The 14,587-nt window shown below is 68.9% G+C and carries 15 protein-coding genes; 8 read left to right on the top strand and 7 right to left on the bottom strand.

Annotation, left to right across the window (positions count from 1 at the left end):
- Window positions 1-2: 2 nt before the first annotated feature.
- Entirely contained in the window at window positions 3-1,517 is a 1,515-nt protein-coding gene (gene ppx / locus ACEUEL_RS09330) for an exopolyphosphatase (protein WP_405704201.1), read from the top strand.
- A 3-nt stretch (window positions 1,518-1,520) separates the two neighbouring features.
- Here ppx and ACEUEL_RS09325 read toward each other — a convergent pair whose 3' ends face one another.
- Genes ACEUEL_RS09325 through rnd form a run of 3 tightly spaced genes read right to left on the bottom strand, consistent with a single transcriptional unit; the run spans window position 1,521 to window position 3,156 of the window.
- A complete protein-coding gene (locus ACEUEL_RS09325; RefSeq protein WP_405704199.1) occupies window positions 1,521-1,751 on the bottom strand; it encodes a type II toxin-antitoxin system HicB family antitoxin in 231 nt (76 codons plus the stop codon).
- Window positions 1,748-1,990, bottom strand: a complete 243-nt coding sequence (locus ACEUEL_RS09320) for a type II toxin-antitoxin system HicA family toxin (protein WP_405704197.1) — start codon at window positions 1,988-1,990, stop codon at window positions 1,748-1,750. The genes ACEUEL_RS09325 and ACEUEL_RS09320 overlap by 4 nt, the downstream gene beginning before the upstream one ends.
- Window positions 1,991-1,998: 8 nt before the next feature.
- Window positions 1,999-3,156 carry a ribonuclease D gene (gene rnd, locus ACEUEL_RS09315; RefSeq protein ID WP_405704195.1) on the bottom strand — a complete coding sequence of 386 codons (1,158 nt, stop codon included), beginning with the start codon at window positions 3,154-3,156 and terminating at the stop codon, window positions 1,999-2,001.
- 156 nt (window positions 3,157-3,312) lie between these two features.
- Between rnd and ACEUEL_RS09310 the strand changes: the two genes are divergently transcribed.
- Both ACEUEL_RS09310 and aspS read left to right on the top strand, forming a co-directional pair.
- Window positions 3,313-3,789, top strand: coding sequence for a DUF992 domain-containing protein (locus ACEUEL_RS09310; protein ID WP_405704193.1), 477 nt, complete (start codon window positions 3,313-3,315; stop codon window positions 3,787-3,789).
- 187 nt (window positions 3,790-3,976) lie between these two features.
- Window positions 3,977-5,836, top strand: coding sequence for an aspartate--tRNA ligase (gene aspS, locus ACEUEL_RS09305; RefSeq protein ID WP_405704191.1), 1,860 nt, complete (start codon window positions 3,977-3,979; stop codon window positions 5,834-5,836).
- Window positions 5,837-5,935: 99 nt separating this feature from the next.
- Here the strand turns inward: aspS and ACEUEL_RS09300 are convergent, their stop codons facing one another.
- Together ACEUEL_RS09300 and ACEUEL_RS09295 are read right to left on the bottom strand one after the other, a co-directional pair.
- Window positions 5,936-6,700, bottom strand: a complete 765-nt coding sequence (locus tag ACEUEL_RS09300) for a hypothetical protein (RefSeq protein ID WP_405704189.1) — start codon at window positions 6,698-6,700, stop codon at window positions 5,936-5,938.
- 44 nt (window positions 6,701-6,744) lie between these two features.
- A complete protein-coding gene (locus ACEUEL_RS09295; RefSeq protein ID WP_405704187.1) occupies window positions 6,745-8,760 on the bottom strand; it encodes a hypothetical protein in 2,016 nt (671 codons plus the stop codon).
- 191 nt (window positions 8,761-8,951) lie between these two features.
- On the opposite strand from ACEUEL_RS09295, the gene ACEUEL_RS09290 reads away from it, so the two are divergent.
- The 5 genes from ACEUEL_RS09290 (at window position 8,952) to ACEUEL_RS09270 (ending at window position 13,148) form a co-directional block, all read left to right on the top strand.
- Entirely contained in the window at window positions 8,952-11,231 is a 2,280-nt protein-coding gene (locus ACEUEL_RS09290) for an NADP-dependent malic enzyme (protein ID WP_405704185.1), read from the top strand.
- A 192-nt stretch (window positions 11,232-11,423) separates the two neighbouring features.
- A complete protein-coding gene (locus ACEUEL_RS09285) occupies window positions 11,424-11,726 on the top strand; it encodes a glycine zipper domain-containing protein (protein ID WP_405706681.1) in 303 nt (100 codons plus the stop codon).
- Window positions 11,727-11,843: 117 nt separating this feature from the next.
- The gene (locus ACEUEL_RS09280; protein ID WP_405704183.1) at window positions 11,844-12,152 is read left to right on the top strand and encodes a glycine zipper domain-containing protein; all 309 of its coding nucleotides are present in this window, start codon (window positions 11,844-11,846) and stop codon (window positions 12,150-12,152) included.
- Between the two features lie 293 nt (window positions 12,153-12,445).
- Window positions 12,446-12,658 (top strand): cold-shock protein, encoded by a 213-nt coding sequence (locus tag ACEUEL_RS09275; protein ID WP_405704181.1) that lies wholly within the window; start codon window positions 12,446-12,448, stop codon window positions 12,656-12,658.
- 277 nt (window positions 12,659-12,935) lie between these two features.
- Window positions 12,936-13,148 carry a cold-shock protein gene (locus ACEUEL_RS09270; protein WP_213340180.1) on the top strand — a complete coding sequence of 71 codons (213 nt, stop codon included), beginning with the start codon at window positions 12,936-12,938 and terminating at the stop codon, window positions 13,146-13,148.
- Window positions 13,149-13,245: 97 nt separating this feature from the next.
- Here ACEUEL_RS09270 and ACEUEL_RS09265 read toward each other — a convergent pair whose 3' ends face one another.
- Both ACEUEL_RS09265 and ACEUEL_RS09260 read right to left on the bottom strand, forming a co-directional pair.
- Window positions 13,246-13,614: a GFA family protein gene (locus ACEUEL_RS09265; protein ID WP_405704178.1), complete on the bottom strand. Its 369-nt coding sequence runs from the start codon at window positions 13,612-13,614 to the stop codon at window positions 13,246-13,248.
- A gap of 362 nt (window positions 13,615-13,976) precedes the next feature.
- Window positions 13,977-14,534, bottom strand: a complete 558-nt coding sequence (locus ACEUEL_RS09260; protein ID WP_405704177.1) for a GNAT family N-acetyltransferase — start codon at window positions 14,532-14,534, stop codon at window positions 13,977-13,979.
- Window positions 14,535-14,587 lie beyond the last annotated feature (53 nt).

Below are 14,587 nucleotides of genomic sequence, written 5' to 3'. Positions count from 1 at the left end.
TCGTGGAGGTGAACCGCGAGGCGCCCGGCCGCCTGCTCGCCGGCGCGCCCGTGGGCGTGATCGACATCGGCTCGAACTCGGTGCGTCTCGTCGTCTACGAGCATCTCTCCCGCGCCCCGACGCCCATTTTCAACGAAAAGGCGCTGTGCGGGCTCGGCAGCGAGATCGCCTCGACCGGCCGCCTCGCGCTGGACGCGGTGGAGAAGACGCACGCGGCGCTGCGCCGCTTCCGCGTGCTGTGCGACCAGATGCAGGTGGGCGACCTCCACGTGCTCGCCACCGCCGCCGCGCGCGACGCCTCCAACGGACCCGCCTTCATCGCCGAGTGCAGCCGCATCTGCCGCGCCGAGGTGGAGGTGCTCTCCGGCAAGCGCGAGGCGCAGCTGTCCGCGCTCGGCATCATCTCCGGCATCCACAAGCCGAACGGCCTGGTCGGGGATCTCGGCGGCGGCTCGCTCGAACTCGCCGACATCCACGGCCACAAGGTCAGCGCCGGCGTCACCTTTCCGCTCGGCGGCCTCGCCTTGCAGGACGCCTCCGATCGCTCGCTGAGCAAGGCGGCGAAGATCGTGAAGGCCGCGCTCGGCAAGAGCGCGACGCTCGAACACCTCGCCGGCCGGCCCTTCTACGCGGTGGGCGGCACCTGGCGCTCGCTGGCCCGCCTGCACATGGCCCAGCGCGGCTATCCGCTGCACGTCATGCATGGCTACATCGTGCCGGCCAAGGAGGCGCTGGAATTCGCCCGCCTGGTGCAGCGCGTGCCGGTCGACACGCTCTCCAAGATCGAGATGGTGGCGCCCGCCCGCCGGCCGCTGCTCGCCTATGGCGCGCTGGTGCTGGAGCATCTGATCCGGATCGGCAAGCCCTCGCAGATCTACGTCTCCTCGCTCGGCGTGCGAGAGGGGCTGCTCTACGAGAAGCTCACCGAGAAGGAGCGCCGCGAGGACCCGCTGATTTCGGGCGCGAACGAGATCAACTGGCTGCGCTCGCGCTCGCCGCGCCATGGCGAGGAGCTCTTCGCCTGGACGGACGCCTTCATCGATTCCAGCGGCATCGAGGAGAGCGCCGAGGAACGGCGGCTGCGCCATGCCGCCTGCCTGCTGGCCGACATCGGCTGGCGCGCCCATCCCGACTACCGCGGCGAGCAGAGCCTCAACATCATCGCCCATGCCGGCTTCATCGGCGTCGATCACCCCGGCCGCGCCTTCATCGCGCTGGCGATCTTCTACCGCCATGTCGGGCTGGTCGACGACGAGCTCTCCCCGCGCATCCGCGAGCTGGTGACGACGCGCCTGCTCGACCGCGCGCGCATTCTGGGCGCGGCGATGCGGGTTGCCTATCTGGTCTCGGCGGCGATGCCGGACATGCTGCCGCGCACCCGGCTCGCGGTCGAGCAGGGCAAGCTGGTGCTGCATCTGGAAGGCGACCAGGCGGCGCTCGCCGGCGACCGCCTCGCCTCGCGGCTGCGGACGCTGGGCCGGCTGATCGGCCGCGAGACGGTGATGGCGACGGGGTGATCGCTACTCGGCCGCGATCGCGAGGTGGCGCGAGGGGCGCGGAATCGCGTGACCGAGGTCTCCGGCAGCCTCGATCCAGCTGGAGATCGCATCCTGGACATTGGCGGCCGCTTCCTCGGGTGTGCTCCCGTCGCTCATGCAGCCCGGCAGGTCCGGGACAATCGCGATGAAGCCGCCCCCTTCGTCGGGGGGGAGGGGCTCGACGACGAACGGGTAGAGCTGCGACACGCTCATGAGAGGGCTCTCACTTCGTCGATCAGATTGACCAGCAACCTAATATATACCGGTTTGATCGGCCGCTTGAAGGGAATGGTGAGTTTACGCGCTACGGTCGGATGGCCGACCTTGTAGTGCGATCCTCCACCACGGGGCGCTGCACAAAGCAGGCCATGCTCGCGGCAGACCTGTTCGACGTCGCCGATGCTCCAATTGCCCGCCGGGTTGGCGCGCATTGCCTCCAGCCGCCGGCTCACGGCATGCCTCACTCCCCCGGCCGCTCCAGCGCGATCACCCGGCCCTTCTGCATCGCGAGCGCCAGGCGGCCGGCCTTGAGCGCCAGCGCGCGTTCGCCGAACAGGTCGCGCCGCCAGCCGCGCAGGGCGGCGACGTCGGCCTCGTCCTCGGCGGCGATGCGCTCGAGGTCGTCCACCGTGGCGAGCACCTTGGCGGCGACGCCGTGCTGCTCGCTCGTCATGCGCAGCAGCACCCGCAGCAGTTCCACCGTCGCGGAGGCGCCGTTCGAGAGCGGCCGGTCGCGCTCGATGCGGGGCAGGGTGCGCGGATCGCGCTCGAGCCCCGCCTTCACCGCCTCGATGATCTGCTCGCCCGAGCGGGAACGCTCGAACCCCTTGGGGATGGAGCGCAGCTGAGCGAGCCTTTCGGGCGTGGTCGGCTGCTGCGAGACGATCTCGCCGATCACCTCGTCCTTGAGTACGCGCGAGCGCGGCATGTCGCGCCCCTGCGCCTCGCGCTCGCGCCAGGCCGCGATCTCCATCAGCACGGCGAGTTCCTTCGGCTTGCGCACGCGGGTGCGCAGCCGCTCCCAGGCGTTCTCGGGCTCCTGCCGGTAGGTCTCCGGCGAGGTGAGCACGGCCATTTCTTCGGTCACCCAGTCGCGGCGGCCGCGCTTGGCGAGATCCGCGTCGAGCTTGAGATAGACGTCGCGCAGATGGGTGACGTCGGCTTCCGCATAGGCGATCTGGGCTGCCGACAGCGGGCGGCGCGACCAGTCGGTGAAGCGCAGCGACTTGTCGAGCACATGGCCGGTGAGACGCTGCACCAGCTGGTCGTAGGAGATGCTGTCGCCATGGCCGAGCACCATGGCGGCGACCTGCGTGTCGAACACCGGGTGCGGGATGATGCCGGCGAGATGCCAGACGATCTCGATGTCCTGCCGCCCGGCATGGAACACCTTCAGCACGTCCTCGTTCGCCATCAGGCTGAAGAACGGGGCGAGGTCGATTCCCTCCGCCACTGCGTCGATCACCACCGCCTCGTCGGGAGAGGCGAGCTGGACGACGCAGAGCTTAGGCCAGAACGTCGTCTCGCGGAGGAACTCCGTGTCGACGGTGATGAACGGGTGGCGGGCGAGCCGCTCGCAGGCGGCCTCCAGGGCGTCGGTCGTCGTGATCATGTCCATGGCCCCATTTACATAGCGTACGCGCACGGGCGCAACGACGGGGCCGCTGCATTTTCGTGCGGCGGGGCCTAACTTCAACTAGAGCTACGGACGATTCGCGACGCGCCCCGCGCCGTGGTCTTGACGGACACCTCAACTGCGGAAAAGGCCGACCCCATGCTGAACAAGTTCCTCCTCGCGGGCGCGACGGCGTGCGCCATCTCCCTCGCTGCGGCTCCCGCCGGGGCGGCCGACAAGGTCAATGCCGGCGTGCTGGTGTGTAATGCCGGCGCCTCGATCGGCATGATCATCGAATCGAAGCAGGAGCTGAGCTGCACCTTCACGCCGTCCAACAACGGCCCGCTGCAGCGCTACGCCGGCACCATCAAGAATGTCGGCCTCGACCTCGGCGTCACCGGCGGCGGCGTGATGACCTGGGGCGTGCTGGCGGTGTCGAGCGGCATCGCCCCCGGCCAGCTTGCCGGCCCCTATGGCGGCGTGAGCGGCAATGTGGCGATCGGCGTCGGCGTCGGCGCCAACGCGCTGTGGGGCTCGGACCAGTCGATCGTGCTCAACCCGATCTCGGTGGAAGGCAATGTCGGCGCCTCCCTCGCGCTCGGCGTCGCCGGGCTGAACCTGCGCTACGTGCCGTGAGGCGAGCCGGGTCGGGACCGTCCCGACCCGCCGTCACAGCGATCTGATCCGGGGCCCGGGTGATCCGGGCCTCGTTGCGTTCGGGCCCGCCAACGCCCGCATCCTTGACAAACCTCGCACCTGCATGCACCCCTCCGCGCGCCCCGCAGAGGGGTTTTTCGTGTTGCCGGCCCGGGAAGATCGACCCATGCATCGCTATCGCTCGCACACCTGCGGCGCCCTCCGTCTCGACCATGCGGGCGAGACCGTGCGTCTTTCCGGCTGGTGCCACCGCATCCGCGACCATGGCGGCGTGCTGTTCATCGACCTGCGCGACCATTACGGCCTGACGCAGGTCGTGGTCGATCCCGACAGCCCGGCGTTCAAGCTCGCCGAGACGGCGCGCTCGGAATGGGTGATCCGCGTCGACGGGCGGGTGCGCCGGCGGCCCGACGGCACCGAGACCGACAAGCTGCCGACCGGCCAGGTCGAGGTCTACGCCACCGAGATCGAAGTGCTCGGCCCGGCCGGCGAGCTGCCGATGCCGGTCTTCGGCGATGTCGAGTATCCGGAGGAGACGCGGCTGCGCTACCGCTTCCTCGACCTGCGCCGCGACAAGCTCCACCGCAACATCATGAAGCGCGGCGCCATCATCGACGCCATGCGCGCGCGGATGAAGGGGCAGGGCTTCTTCGAGTTCCAGACGCCGATCCTCACCGCCTCGAGCCCCGAGGGCGCGCGCGACTTCCTGGTGCCGAGCCGCATCCACCCCGGCAAATTCTACGCGCTGCCGCAGGCGCCGCAGCAGTACAAGCAGCTCATCATGATGAGCGGCTTCGACCGCTACTTCCAGATCGCGCCCTGCTTCCGCGACGAGGACCCGCGCGCCGACCGCCTGCCGGGCGAGTTCTACCAGCTCGACCTCGAAATGAGCTTCGTCGAGCAGGAGGACGTGTTCGCGGCCGTCGAGCCGGTGATCACCGGCGTGTTCGAGGAATTCGGCGACGGCAAGCCGGTCACCAAGAACTGGCCGCGCATTCCCTATGCCGAGGCGATGCGCAAATACGGCTCCGACAAGCCGGACCTGCGCAACCCGCTGGTGATGCAGAACGTCTCCGAGCATTTCCGCGGCTCGGGCTTCAAGGTGTTCGCGCGCATGCTCGAGGACCCGAAGAACGAGGTGTGGGCCATCCCCGGCCCCACCGGCGGTTCGCGCGCCTTCTGCGATCGCATGAACAGCTGGGCGCAGGGCGAGGGCCAGCCGGGGCTCGGCTACATCTTCTTCGTAAAGGGGCCGGAAGAAGATTCAGTCCTTGATGACCTCAGAAAGAGCTTTGAAGCGGCTGGGTGGGATGAGCATGCCATCGCGGCTGCGCTAAAGGTTACCGGTAGGGGGCCACTTGCCAACAATATCGGCCCGGAGCGTACCGAAGCAATCCGTCTGCAACTGGGTCTCGGGGAAGGCGATGCCGCCTTCTTCGTCGCCGGCAACCCGGAAAAATTCGTCAAGTTCGCCGGCCTCGCCCGCACCCGGGTCGGCGAGGAGCTGAAGCTGGTCGACCACGACCGTTTCGAGCTGGCCTGGATCGTCGACTTCCCCTTCTACGAATGGAGCGAAGAGGAGAAGAAGATCGACTTCTCCCACAACCCCTTCTCCATGCCGCAGGGCGGCCTCGATGCGCTGAACGGGCAGGACCCGCTGACCATCAAGGCGTTCCAGTACGACATCGCCTGCAACGGCTACGAGATCGCCTCCGGCGGCATCCGCAACCACCGCCCCGAGGCGATGGTGAAGGCGTTCGAGCTGGCCGGCTATGACGAGGCGACGGTGCAGGAGCGCTTCGGCGGCATGTACCGCGCCTTCCAGTATGGCGCGCCGCCCCATGGCGGCATGGCGGCCGGCGTCGACCGCATCGTCATGCTGCTCTGCGGCACCACGAACCTGCGCGAAATCTCGATCTTCCCGATGAACCAGCAGGCGCAGGACATCCTGATGGGCGCGCCGAACGAGGCGAGCCCGAAGCAGCTGCGCGAACTCCACATCCGCACCAACCTGCCGGAGAAGTGAGGCGCGGGGCTGAATCGGATTGCCAGCTCCCGCCGGCAAGTCTTTGTCATCGCGTTTGAAATTCATGATACGCCCGGCCGCCCACAGCGCCGGGCGTCGTCATTTCGGGCGGCGGAATGTCCCGTTCGTGTCGTTGAACAGGTAGTCGGCCGTGGTGCCGGCCCGCCCGTCCCGGAACTCGACCGCGACGACATAGCTGCCGATGCCGTGTGCCGCTCGCGCGGTGGCGTTGAGATAGATCGACGTCATCACCATGCCGGCATTGCAGTCGTCGCGATCGAAGGCGATCTCGCCGGTGACCTTGGCGCTCGTCTTGTCGATCGCCTGCAGGCGCGTCATGCAGATGCCGGCATCCGACTTCGTATAGATCCCGGCGAAGCGGTGCCGCGCGGTCTGCGCCCAGAACGGGATCGCGACCGTTCCCTCCACCACGCCCGCGCCGGTGTCGTCCAGCCGGCCGGTGCGGGTGAGGGCGACCGGCAGGTTGCGCCCGCCCGCGCTCCAGGTGCCGCTGGCGCCATCCGGCCCGACGTCGAGCGTGAACGGACAGGCGGCGGTGTCGACCGGGGTCTTCAAACCCTGCACGAGGATGCGCTGGATCTCGGCCGCCTCCGCCGTCTCGCACAGTCGCAGCCGCGCGCCCTCAGCCGTGCCGTAGAGCGCGATCGGGCTCTGCCGGCGGTCGTAGACATAGCTGCCCTCGACGGTGATGCCGCTGCCGAAATCGTCATAGCGCTGGAGCGACAGTGTCACCGGGTAGGGGCCGACCGTGCCGGTATAGGTCTCGACGCGATACCAGCCCGCCGCCGCCGGGGAGACCGGCAGCAGCGCCAGCACGAACGCCGCGATAGCCCATCTGTGCATCGTCACCTCCCGGCGCCGGCGAGCGCCCGGGCGGGGGGCGCCCGTCACCGCGAACTCGTCGCCTCGATATCGACAACGTCCAGCAGGCCGGTCGGATCGACCTGCGAGGCGATCAGCGCCGAGACGATCGGCAGCGGCTCCTTCGGCGTCAGCGTCACCGCGAGCTTGCCCCTCGGCGCGGCGAGGAAGTCGAGCACGGCCTTGCCGGCGGCCTCGAGATTCGGGCGGTCCTCGGTGGCCTGCGTCACCATCATCTCGGCGATGCCGGTGAACAGCTCGCGCACCTCCTCGGGGGTCGCGTCGTTCTCCTTGGCGACTTCCGCGATCTTGAGCTCATAGAGGCCGAGATCGGCGAGGTTGAGGCTCGCCCCGCCAAAGGTCGCCTGCGCCGCGGCGGCCAGCGCCTGGCTGGCATCCTCGTTGAACGCCTCGCGGCCGAGCCCGCCGAAGGAGACCTTCGCGCTGGCCGAGAAGGCCTGCGACACCTCGGCGAAGAGCGGGGCGAGGGTGACGGTCTTGTCCGCCTCGTTCCAGGCGCCGCCGATGTCGAGGGCGACGGTGGCGCGCTTGGCGCCGCCATCGGCCAGCAGCGCCGCCCATTCCTGGTCCTCGAAGGCGGCGAGCGGCGCGTCGAGGCGCAGGGTGCCGGCGAACTTGGTCGGCAGCGCGCCGACGAAACTGCCCCAGGAGAGCTGGAAGGTATCGAGCTTGAGCTCGCCGTCCGAGCCGTCGCCCACCGGGCCGACAAGGCCGGAAATCTCGATACCCTCGAGGATGCGCAGGGCCGCGAGGCGGTTCTGCAGGGAATTGGCATCGCCGCGCCCGGACAGAGCCGTATCGGCGAGGCGCATCAGGCGGGTGAAGTCGAAGCCGTTCAGCGCGAAGCGCTCGATCTTGAAGGGCTGGGAGGGCTTGTCGGCGATGCTCGGCGTCGTGCCTTCCATCTTTTCGAAGGCCATCGTGGTGAAGCGGCCATCGGCCAGCGGGCCCATGCGCAGGGACCCGACCGCGAAACGGCCCTGGTCCGGCACGCCGATCGCGATATCGGCGATGGCAAAAGAGCCGATGCGTATGCCCGCGCCGAGCTCGGCGAGCGCCACCATCATACGTCGCAGATCTTCGGGCGCCGGCTTGTTGCCGTCCTGCTGGCTGAGCTCGATACGGGAGCCGAGGGCGGCGACCTCGGCCATCAGGGCCGCGGAGGGCCGCATCGCGGCATCGGCCAGCGTCGCGGCGCCGCTCTCGACGCTCATGCCGTTATCCGTCTTCAGCCGCAAACCGTCGATGGTCAGCCGGCCATAGAGGGTGCGGAACGCGTTGTCGGTGTTGGCGGGCGGCGTGAAGGGCAGCAGATTCAGCACGAGGTCGATGTTCTGGGCCGCGATCTTGCCCACCTCGCCGCTGCCGGACGATGTCGGCTGATCGGCTGGCCCCTTGATGGTGAAGCGCGCCGGGTCCGTGGCGAGGTCGGCCAGCGTGCCGCCCCGGATTCCGGCGAGCACGGTCGCACCGTAGCGTATCTCGGTGACGGTCGCGTTGGGGTCGGCGCCGACACGGGTCGCAATGGTCGCCTCGGGAATGCTGATCCGGTCGGCGGCGAAGGAGGTGAGGAAGTCGCGCAGCACGATCGCGACGTCGCCGCCGCCCGCCTCGATCTGCGCCGGGCCCTCGTAGTTCTCGATCACGAGCCGGGGCACGCGGTAGCTGGCATTGGACCCCGGTGCGAGGCCGAGCGTCGAGTCGACCGAAAGGCCGGTGAGCTCGATCCGCTGCGCCTTGATCCGCCCCGGCGTGGTCTCCTCGAAGCCGATCGCCTTGAAGTGCTCGATCTTCGTCGTGCCGGCCGAGGACGCGAAGTCGAGGCCGGCAAGGTCCAGCGTGCGGCTCATCAGGTCGAAGCCGACCGACTGGCGGCTGGCCTTGATGCCTCCCGATTCGAGCTCGGCGAAGAGGAGGGCGACCTGCCGGTCCGCCTCCCGGTCGGCGTAGGCGCGCAGGCCGAAGAAGCCGCCGATTCCGGCCAGCACGAGAACGACGAGAACGAGGGCGAGCTTGCGCATGGGGTCCTTACCTGGGAACCGGCCGGAATCGGCGCGGGGCGTCGATGGCGAACTTAAGCGCGCAGCCTTAGCGCGCCTATCCCAACGCAGCATGAACGGCATCTTCCTTGGTCGGATATCGGGGAAACCCGTTGTGCCGCGCGCCAAAACTCCTATTCTCGCGCTCCATTTTCTGCGGGAGGAAAGCGACTATGGCCTCGTATATCTCGGACGACCTGCGCTCGGGTGCGCTCGTCTATCACCGCCTGCCGAGGCCCGGTAAGATCGAGATCCAGCCGACCAAGCCGCTTGCCAACCAGCGCGACCTCGCGCTCGCCTACACCCCCGGCGTCGCCGCCGTCTGCGAGGCGATCCACGCCGATCCCGCGCTGGGCGCCGAACTCACCTCCCGCCAGAACCTCGTCGCCGTCGTCTCCAACGGCACCGCCGTGCTCGGCCTCGGCAATATCGGCCCGCTCGCCTCCAAGCCGGTGATGGAAGGCAAGGCGGTGCTGTTCAAGAAATTCGCCGGCATCGACGTGTTCGACATCGAGATCGACGCACACGACCCCTCCCACGTGGTGAGCGTCGTCGCGGCGCTGGAGCCGACCTTCGGCGGCATCAATCTCGAGGACATCAAGGCCCCCGAGTGCTTCGAGATCGAGGAGCGCCTGAAGGAGAAGATGAAGATCCCGGTGTTCCACGACGACCAGCACGGCACGGCGATCATCGTCGCGGCCGCCGTCGTGAACGCCCTGCACATCGGCTCCAAGAAGCTCGACGAGGTGAAGATCGTCACATCCGGCGCCGGCGCCGCCGCCATCGCGACGCTGCGCCTGCTGGTCTCGATGGGCGCGAAGCGCGAGAACATCTGGGTCACCGATATCGAAGGCGTGGTCTATGAGGGCCGCGAAAAGCTGATGGACCCCTACAAGGGGGCCTTCGCGCAGAAGACCGAGGCGCGCACGCTGGCCGAGGCCATCAACGGCGCCGACATCTTCATCGGCCTCTCCGCCGGCGGCGTGCTGAAGCCGGAGATGCTGAAGACCATGGCCGAGCGCCCGCTGATCATGGCGCTCGCCAACCCCACCCCCGAGATCATGCCGGACCTCGCCCGCGAGGCGCGCCCCGATGCGCTGATCTGCACCGGCCGTTCGGACTTCCCGAACCAGGTCAACAACGTCCTGTGCTTCCCCTTCATCTTCCGCGGCGCCCTCGATGCGGGGGCGACCACCATCAACGAGGCGATGAAGGCGGCGGCCGTGCACGCCATCGCCGAGCTCGCCCGCGAGACGCCCTCCGACGTCGTCGCCAAGGCCTATGGCGGCGAGACCCCGGTGTTCGGCGCCGCCTCGCTGATTCCCTCGCCGTTCGATCCGCGCCTGATCCTGCGCATCGCCCCGGCGGTGGCCAAGGCGGCGATGGAGAGCGGCGTCGCCAGCCGCCCGATCACCGATTTCGACGCCTATCTCGAGAAGCTCGACCGGTTCGTGTTCCGCTCCGGCTTCGTGATGAAGCCGCTGTTCACCCTCGCCAAGCAGGCGCCCAAGCGCATCGTCTACGCCGAGGGCGAGGACGAGCGCATCCTGCGCGCGGCGCAGGTGGTGGTCGAGGAGGGGCTGGCCCGGCCGATCCTGATCGGCCGCCCGGCGGTGATCGATTCGCGCCTCGCCCGCTTCGGCCTCTCCATCCGGCCCGGCACCGATTTCGACCTGATCAACCCCGACGACGATCCGCGCTACCGCGACTATGTGAACACCTATGTCGAGCGCGCCGGCCGGCGCGGCGTCACCCCGGAGATCGCCCGCACCCTGGTGCGCACCACGCCGACGGTGATCGCCGCGCTCGCCGTGGCGCGCAACGATGCCGACGCGATGCTCTGCGGCGTCGAGGGGCGCTTCGTGCGCCACCTGCGCCATGTGCGCACCATCATCGGGCTCGCCCCCGGCGCGCAGGAACTCGCCGCGCTGTCGGCGCTGATCACGCAGAAGGGCACCTTCTTCCTGTGCGATACCCAGATCGCGCTGGAGCCCAGCGTGGCGGAACTCGCGGACATGGCGCTGCTCGCCGCCACCCATGTCCGCCGCTTCGGCCTCGAGCCGCGCATCGCCGCCGTCTCGCATTCCGATTTCGGCAGCCGCGACGACGGCAGCGCCCGCAAGATGCGTGAAGTCGCCGAACTGATCGCCGAGCGGGTGCCCGGCCTTCAGGTCGACGGCGAGATGGAGGGCGACAGCGCGCTGCTGCCGGAGACGCGCGAGCGCGTGCTGCCCGGCTCGCGGCTGGAGGGCGTGGCGAACATCCTGCTCATGCCCAATCTCGACGCCGCCAACATCGCCTACCAGATGATCAAGGTGTTCGGCGACGCGCTGCCGCTCGGGCCGATCCTGCTCGGCACCGCCAAGCCGGCGCACATCCTCACCCCCTCGGTCACCGCGCGCGGCGTCGTCAACATGACCGCGCTGGCGGTGGTCGAGGCGCAGTGCCTCTGAGCCGGACGCCCCGCCTCACTTTGCCGTGAGGCGGGGCCTCGGCCCGCTTTCCGCCACGCGACGGGCGCAGACGCGGATACCATGAACGTGCCCGCCCGGCGTTTCGCGACGCCGGCGATCCCGGGTGCGCTGCGCACGATCCCGCCACCACCCGTTTCCATTCCTTTCCGGAGTCGACCCATGTTCTCCCGCCTGTCCATCGCGGCCGCGTTCGTCGCGGCCGGTCTCGCCCTCGCGCCTGCCGCCTTTGCCCAGAACCGGACCACGACCGGGGCCGTGGTCGGCGGTGCCACCGGCGCCGTCGTCGGCGGCGCGGTGACCGGCAGCGCCGGCGGCGCGGTGGCCGGGGCGGTGGTCGGCGGCGTCACCGGCGCGGCGATCGGCAACAGCCGCTCCCGCGCCCGCTCCGGCCATTTCTGGCGCAATGGCCGCTGCTATTACCGCGACCGCAACGGCCGTGTCGTGCGCTCCCCGAACAGCCACTGCCGGCGCTGACGCGGCGGCAGCCGTTCATCTCCGGTTCGGATTGGGCGGCGTAGACCCTTGTAATCATAAGGGTCGCGACCGCAGCCGCGGCTCACCGAAAAACGCTTCCGACTGGAGATGTCGTCGATGTTCACCCGGCTTTCACTCGCGGCGCTGCTGGTCGGCGCCACTTTCGCCGCCACCCCGGCCTCGGCCCAGAACGACGCCGCCGCCGGCGCCCTCATCGGCGGCCTGACCGGCGCGGCGATCGGCGGCGCGGTGACCGGGCGCGCGGGCGGCGCGGCGGCAGGTGCCGCCATCGGCGCCGTGACGGGCGCGGCTATCGGCGCCAACAGCAATCGCGGCGGCTCGTACTACTACTGGAACGGCGGGCGGTGCTATTACCACTACCCGAACGGCAAGATCGTCCGCGTCGACCGCGGCTACTGCTACTGACACGGACTGTAGTTCGCCTGCGGGCACCGGACGTGCCCGCCGTGGAGGATTACCGATCGCGCGCCGTGCATCGTGCGCGATCGTTCTCACGCGATTTTGCCGTCGATCCGCCTCGTAATTGCCACAATGTCGACCAATCTGGTGGCCCCATCGACGTTGGCCGGATGACTGGTGCCTGTTGCCCTCCCTGACGGATGCACGGGTGGTCGGATTCTTATCAACTTCGACAGAACCAGGCGCGGTTTCAGCAGGACCACGCCTGACCTGAACTCCGTCTTCTGAAGGTTACATCTATGGCTGATACCGGCACCGTGAAGTGGTTCAACGAGCAGAAGGGCTATGGCTTTATCCAGCCCGACAGCGGCGGCAAGGATGTGTTCGTGCACATCAGCGCGGTCGAGCGTTCGGGGCTGCGTGGCCTGCGCGACGGCGACAAGATCTCCTTCGAGCTGCAGACCGATCAGCGCTCGGGCAAGACCTCGGCGGTCAACCTGCGCACGATCTGACGCGGCGTACGTGCCGCGTCGCCGGGCCGGGCTCGGCCAGGATGGAGGCCGTCGTTCTCGCTGGGGAACGGCGGCCTTTTCGCATCCGGCGATGGTCGTCGGGATGGCTTGCATTCAACGCGGTTATCGTTACCATACTGAATAGACTTTGGCCGGACGACTGGGCCGTTTCGCCTTTCTACGGGCGCACGTTCAGCTTCTCTTCCAAATTCGACCAACGGACGGGTCGCATCTGCACCCGGCTGAGCTTGCAACCAGTCTACGAGAGACGACGACTATGGCTGATACCGGCACCGTGAAGTGGTTCAACGAGCAGAAGGGCTACGGCTTCATCCAGCCCGACAGCGGCGGCAAGGATGTGTTCGTGCACATCAGCGCGGTCGAGCGTTCGGGGCTGCGTGGCCTGCGCGACGGCGACAAGATCTCCTTCGAGCTGCAGACCGACCAGCGCTCGGGCAAGACCTCCGCGGTCAACCTGCGCACCGCCTGATAACGGCTGCGGTAACTGCCGCGTCCGACCGATTCGTGAAAGCCGTCCTCCCGGAAGGGAGGGCGGTTTTTTCATGCGCGTTTCCCCGCGCGCCGCCTCAGGCGCTGCGCCCGTCGAAGGGCTGCGGCGACAGCGCGGCGAGGTCGATGCCGTCGAGGCAGCGCAGGTTCACCGCCACCATCGCCGCGCCGTCCGGCCCGGTGCCGCGCGCGAAGGGTTCCGTCCCGCATTCGGTGCAGAACATGTGGCCGATGATGTGACGGTTGAACCGGTACTCGCGCAGCCGGTCGTCGCCGCTGAGCAGCCGGAAGCCCTCCTCGTCCGTGAAGGCGAGCAACAGGCCCTTCTTGGTGCAGATCGAGCAGTTGCAGGTGATGGCGCGGCCGAGATCGAGGCTCGCCTCGAACCGCACGGCGCCGCAATGGCAGGCCCCTTCGAGCGGCGCGGCAGTCGTGGTCTCGCTCATATCACATCCCCTTTTTGTGATTCAAACCCCGCGGCAGGGTGGGGGAGGGGGAGGGCCATGTCGAGGGGCCCGGAGCGCCGCCAAGAAAAACGGCAGGCGGCGGAAGTAAGATAAGTGGGGTTGCCAAGTCGATCGGCTGATGCGGTCGAGCCTCGCCGGGGGCGCGGCGACGCTGTTCCGAGGCCGGGCATGCGCCCGAACCGCGGGCAGAACCGCGTGCCGAGACGGGCCCAGCCCTGGCTCACGCCCGCGCCATCGGGCGGGAAGGGATCCGTACGGGGATGCCCGGCGCGTCCGGATCCCGGCGGGCCGGATCGTGCCGCGCCCCGCCGGCCGGGTCGAGCCCGGGGGGAATCGTCCGCTCACGCCTCCGGACGCGGGCGCTCCAGCAGCCGAACGGCGCGGCCGTGATAGGTCGTCTCGGTGTAGGGGGAATAGCCGAGCTTGCCGGCGACGTGCAGCGAGGCGCCGTGCGCCGGTTCGATCATGCAGACGGTGCGGGCCTTGTCGCGGCAGGTCGCGTCGAGCCGCCCGCTGGCGAGGGCCGCGTCGGCCCAGTCGAGCGCGGCGCGCATCGCCTCCTCGGCCAGCCCCTTGCCCTGCGCCGCGCTCACCAGCGCCCAGCCGGCTTCCAGCGTGCCCTCGATCGAGGGAATGAGGTCGCGCCGCACCTCGTGAAAGCCCGCTTCGCCAATGAAGGCGCCGGTATCGCGCGCCTCGACAACGAAGAAGCCGAAGCCGAGATGGTGCCACATCCCCATCTGCCGCAGGAACCGCGTCCACGCCGCCTCCCGCGTGAACGGCACCCCGCCGATGAACCGCACCACCTCCGGCTCCGCCCACATCGCCGCATAAGGCTCGAAATCCGCCAGCCGGTAGGGGCGGAGGATGAGGCGGGGAGTGGTGAGGGTGGGGATCATGGCGGCGAGGCTCCTTGTGGCCATATTCTGCCTATCGGAGTCGGGGCCAGCGC

This window comes from Ancylobacter terrae (genome assembly GCF_045108345.1).
Taxonomy (GTDB): domain Bacteria; phylum Pseudomonadota; class Alphaproteobacteria; order Rhizobiales; family Xanthobacteraceae; genus Ancylobacter.
Note: the sequence above shows the minus strand (reverse complement) of the source record. Positions and strands in the feature narration are given on the sequence as shown.

Bases quoted from the DNA above. Each gene is read 5' to 3' on its own strand.
- ACEUEL_RS09325 (WP_405704199.1), bottom strand. From the start codon at position 1,751: ATGAGCGTGTCGCAGCTCTACCCGTTCGTCGTCGAGCCCCTCCCCCCC.
- rnd (WP_405704195.1), bottom strand. From the start codon at position 3,156: ATGGACATGATCACGACGACCGACGCCCTGGAGGCCGCCTGCGAGCGG.
- ACEUEL_RS09310 (WP_405704193.1), top strand. From the start codon at position 3,313: ATGCTGAACAAGTTCCTCCTCGCGGGCGCGACGGCGTGCGCCATCTCC.
- aspS (WP_405704191.1), top strand. From the start codon at position 3,977: ATGCATCGCTATCGCTCGCACACCTGCGGCGCCCTCCGTCTCGACCAT.
- ACEUEL_RS09300 (WP_405704189.1), bottom strand. From the start codon at position 6,700: ATGCACAGATGGGCTATCGCGGCGTTCGTGCTGGCGCTGCTGCCGGTC.
- ACEUEL_RS09295 (WP_405704187.1), bottom strand. From the start codon at position 8,760: ATGCGCAAGCTCGCCCTCGTTCTCGTCGTTCTCGTGCTGGCCGGAATC.
- ACEUEL_RS09290 (WP_405704185.1), top strand. From the start codon at position 8,952: ATGGCCTCGTATATCTCGGACGACCTGCGCTCGGGTGCGCTCGTCTAT.
- ACEUEL_RS09280 (WP_405704183.1), top strand. From the start codon at position 11,844: ATGTTCACCCGGCTTTCACTCGCGGCGCTGCTGGTCGGCGCCACTTTC.
- ACEUEL_RS09275 (WP_405704181.1), top strand. From the start codon at position 12,446: ATGGCTGATACCGGCACCGTGAAGTGGTTCAACGAGCAGAAGGGCTAT.
- ACEUEL_RS09270 (WP_213340180.1), top strand. From the start codon at position 12,936: ATGGCTGATACCGGCACCGTGAAGTGGTTCAACGAGCAGAAGGGCTAC.
- ACEUEL_RS09265 (WP_405704178.1), bottom strand. From the start codon at position 13,614: ATGAGCGAGACCACGACTGCCGCGCCGCTCGAAGGGGCCTGCCATTGC.
- ACEUEL_RS09260 (WP_405704177.1), bottom strand. From the start codon at position 14,534: ATGATCCCCACCCTCACCACTCCCCGCCTCATCCTCCGCCCCTACCGG.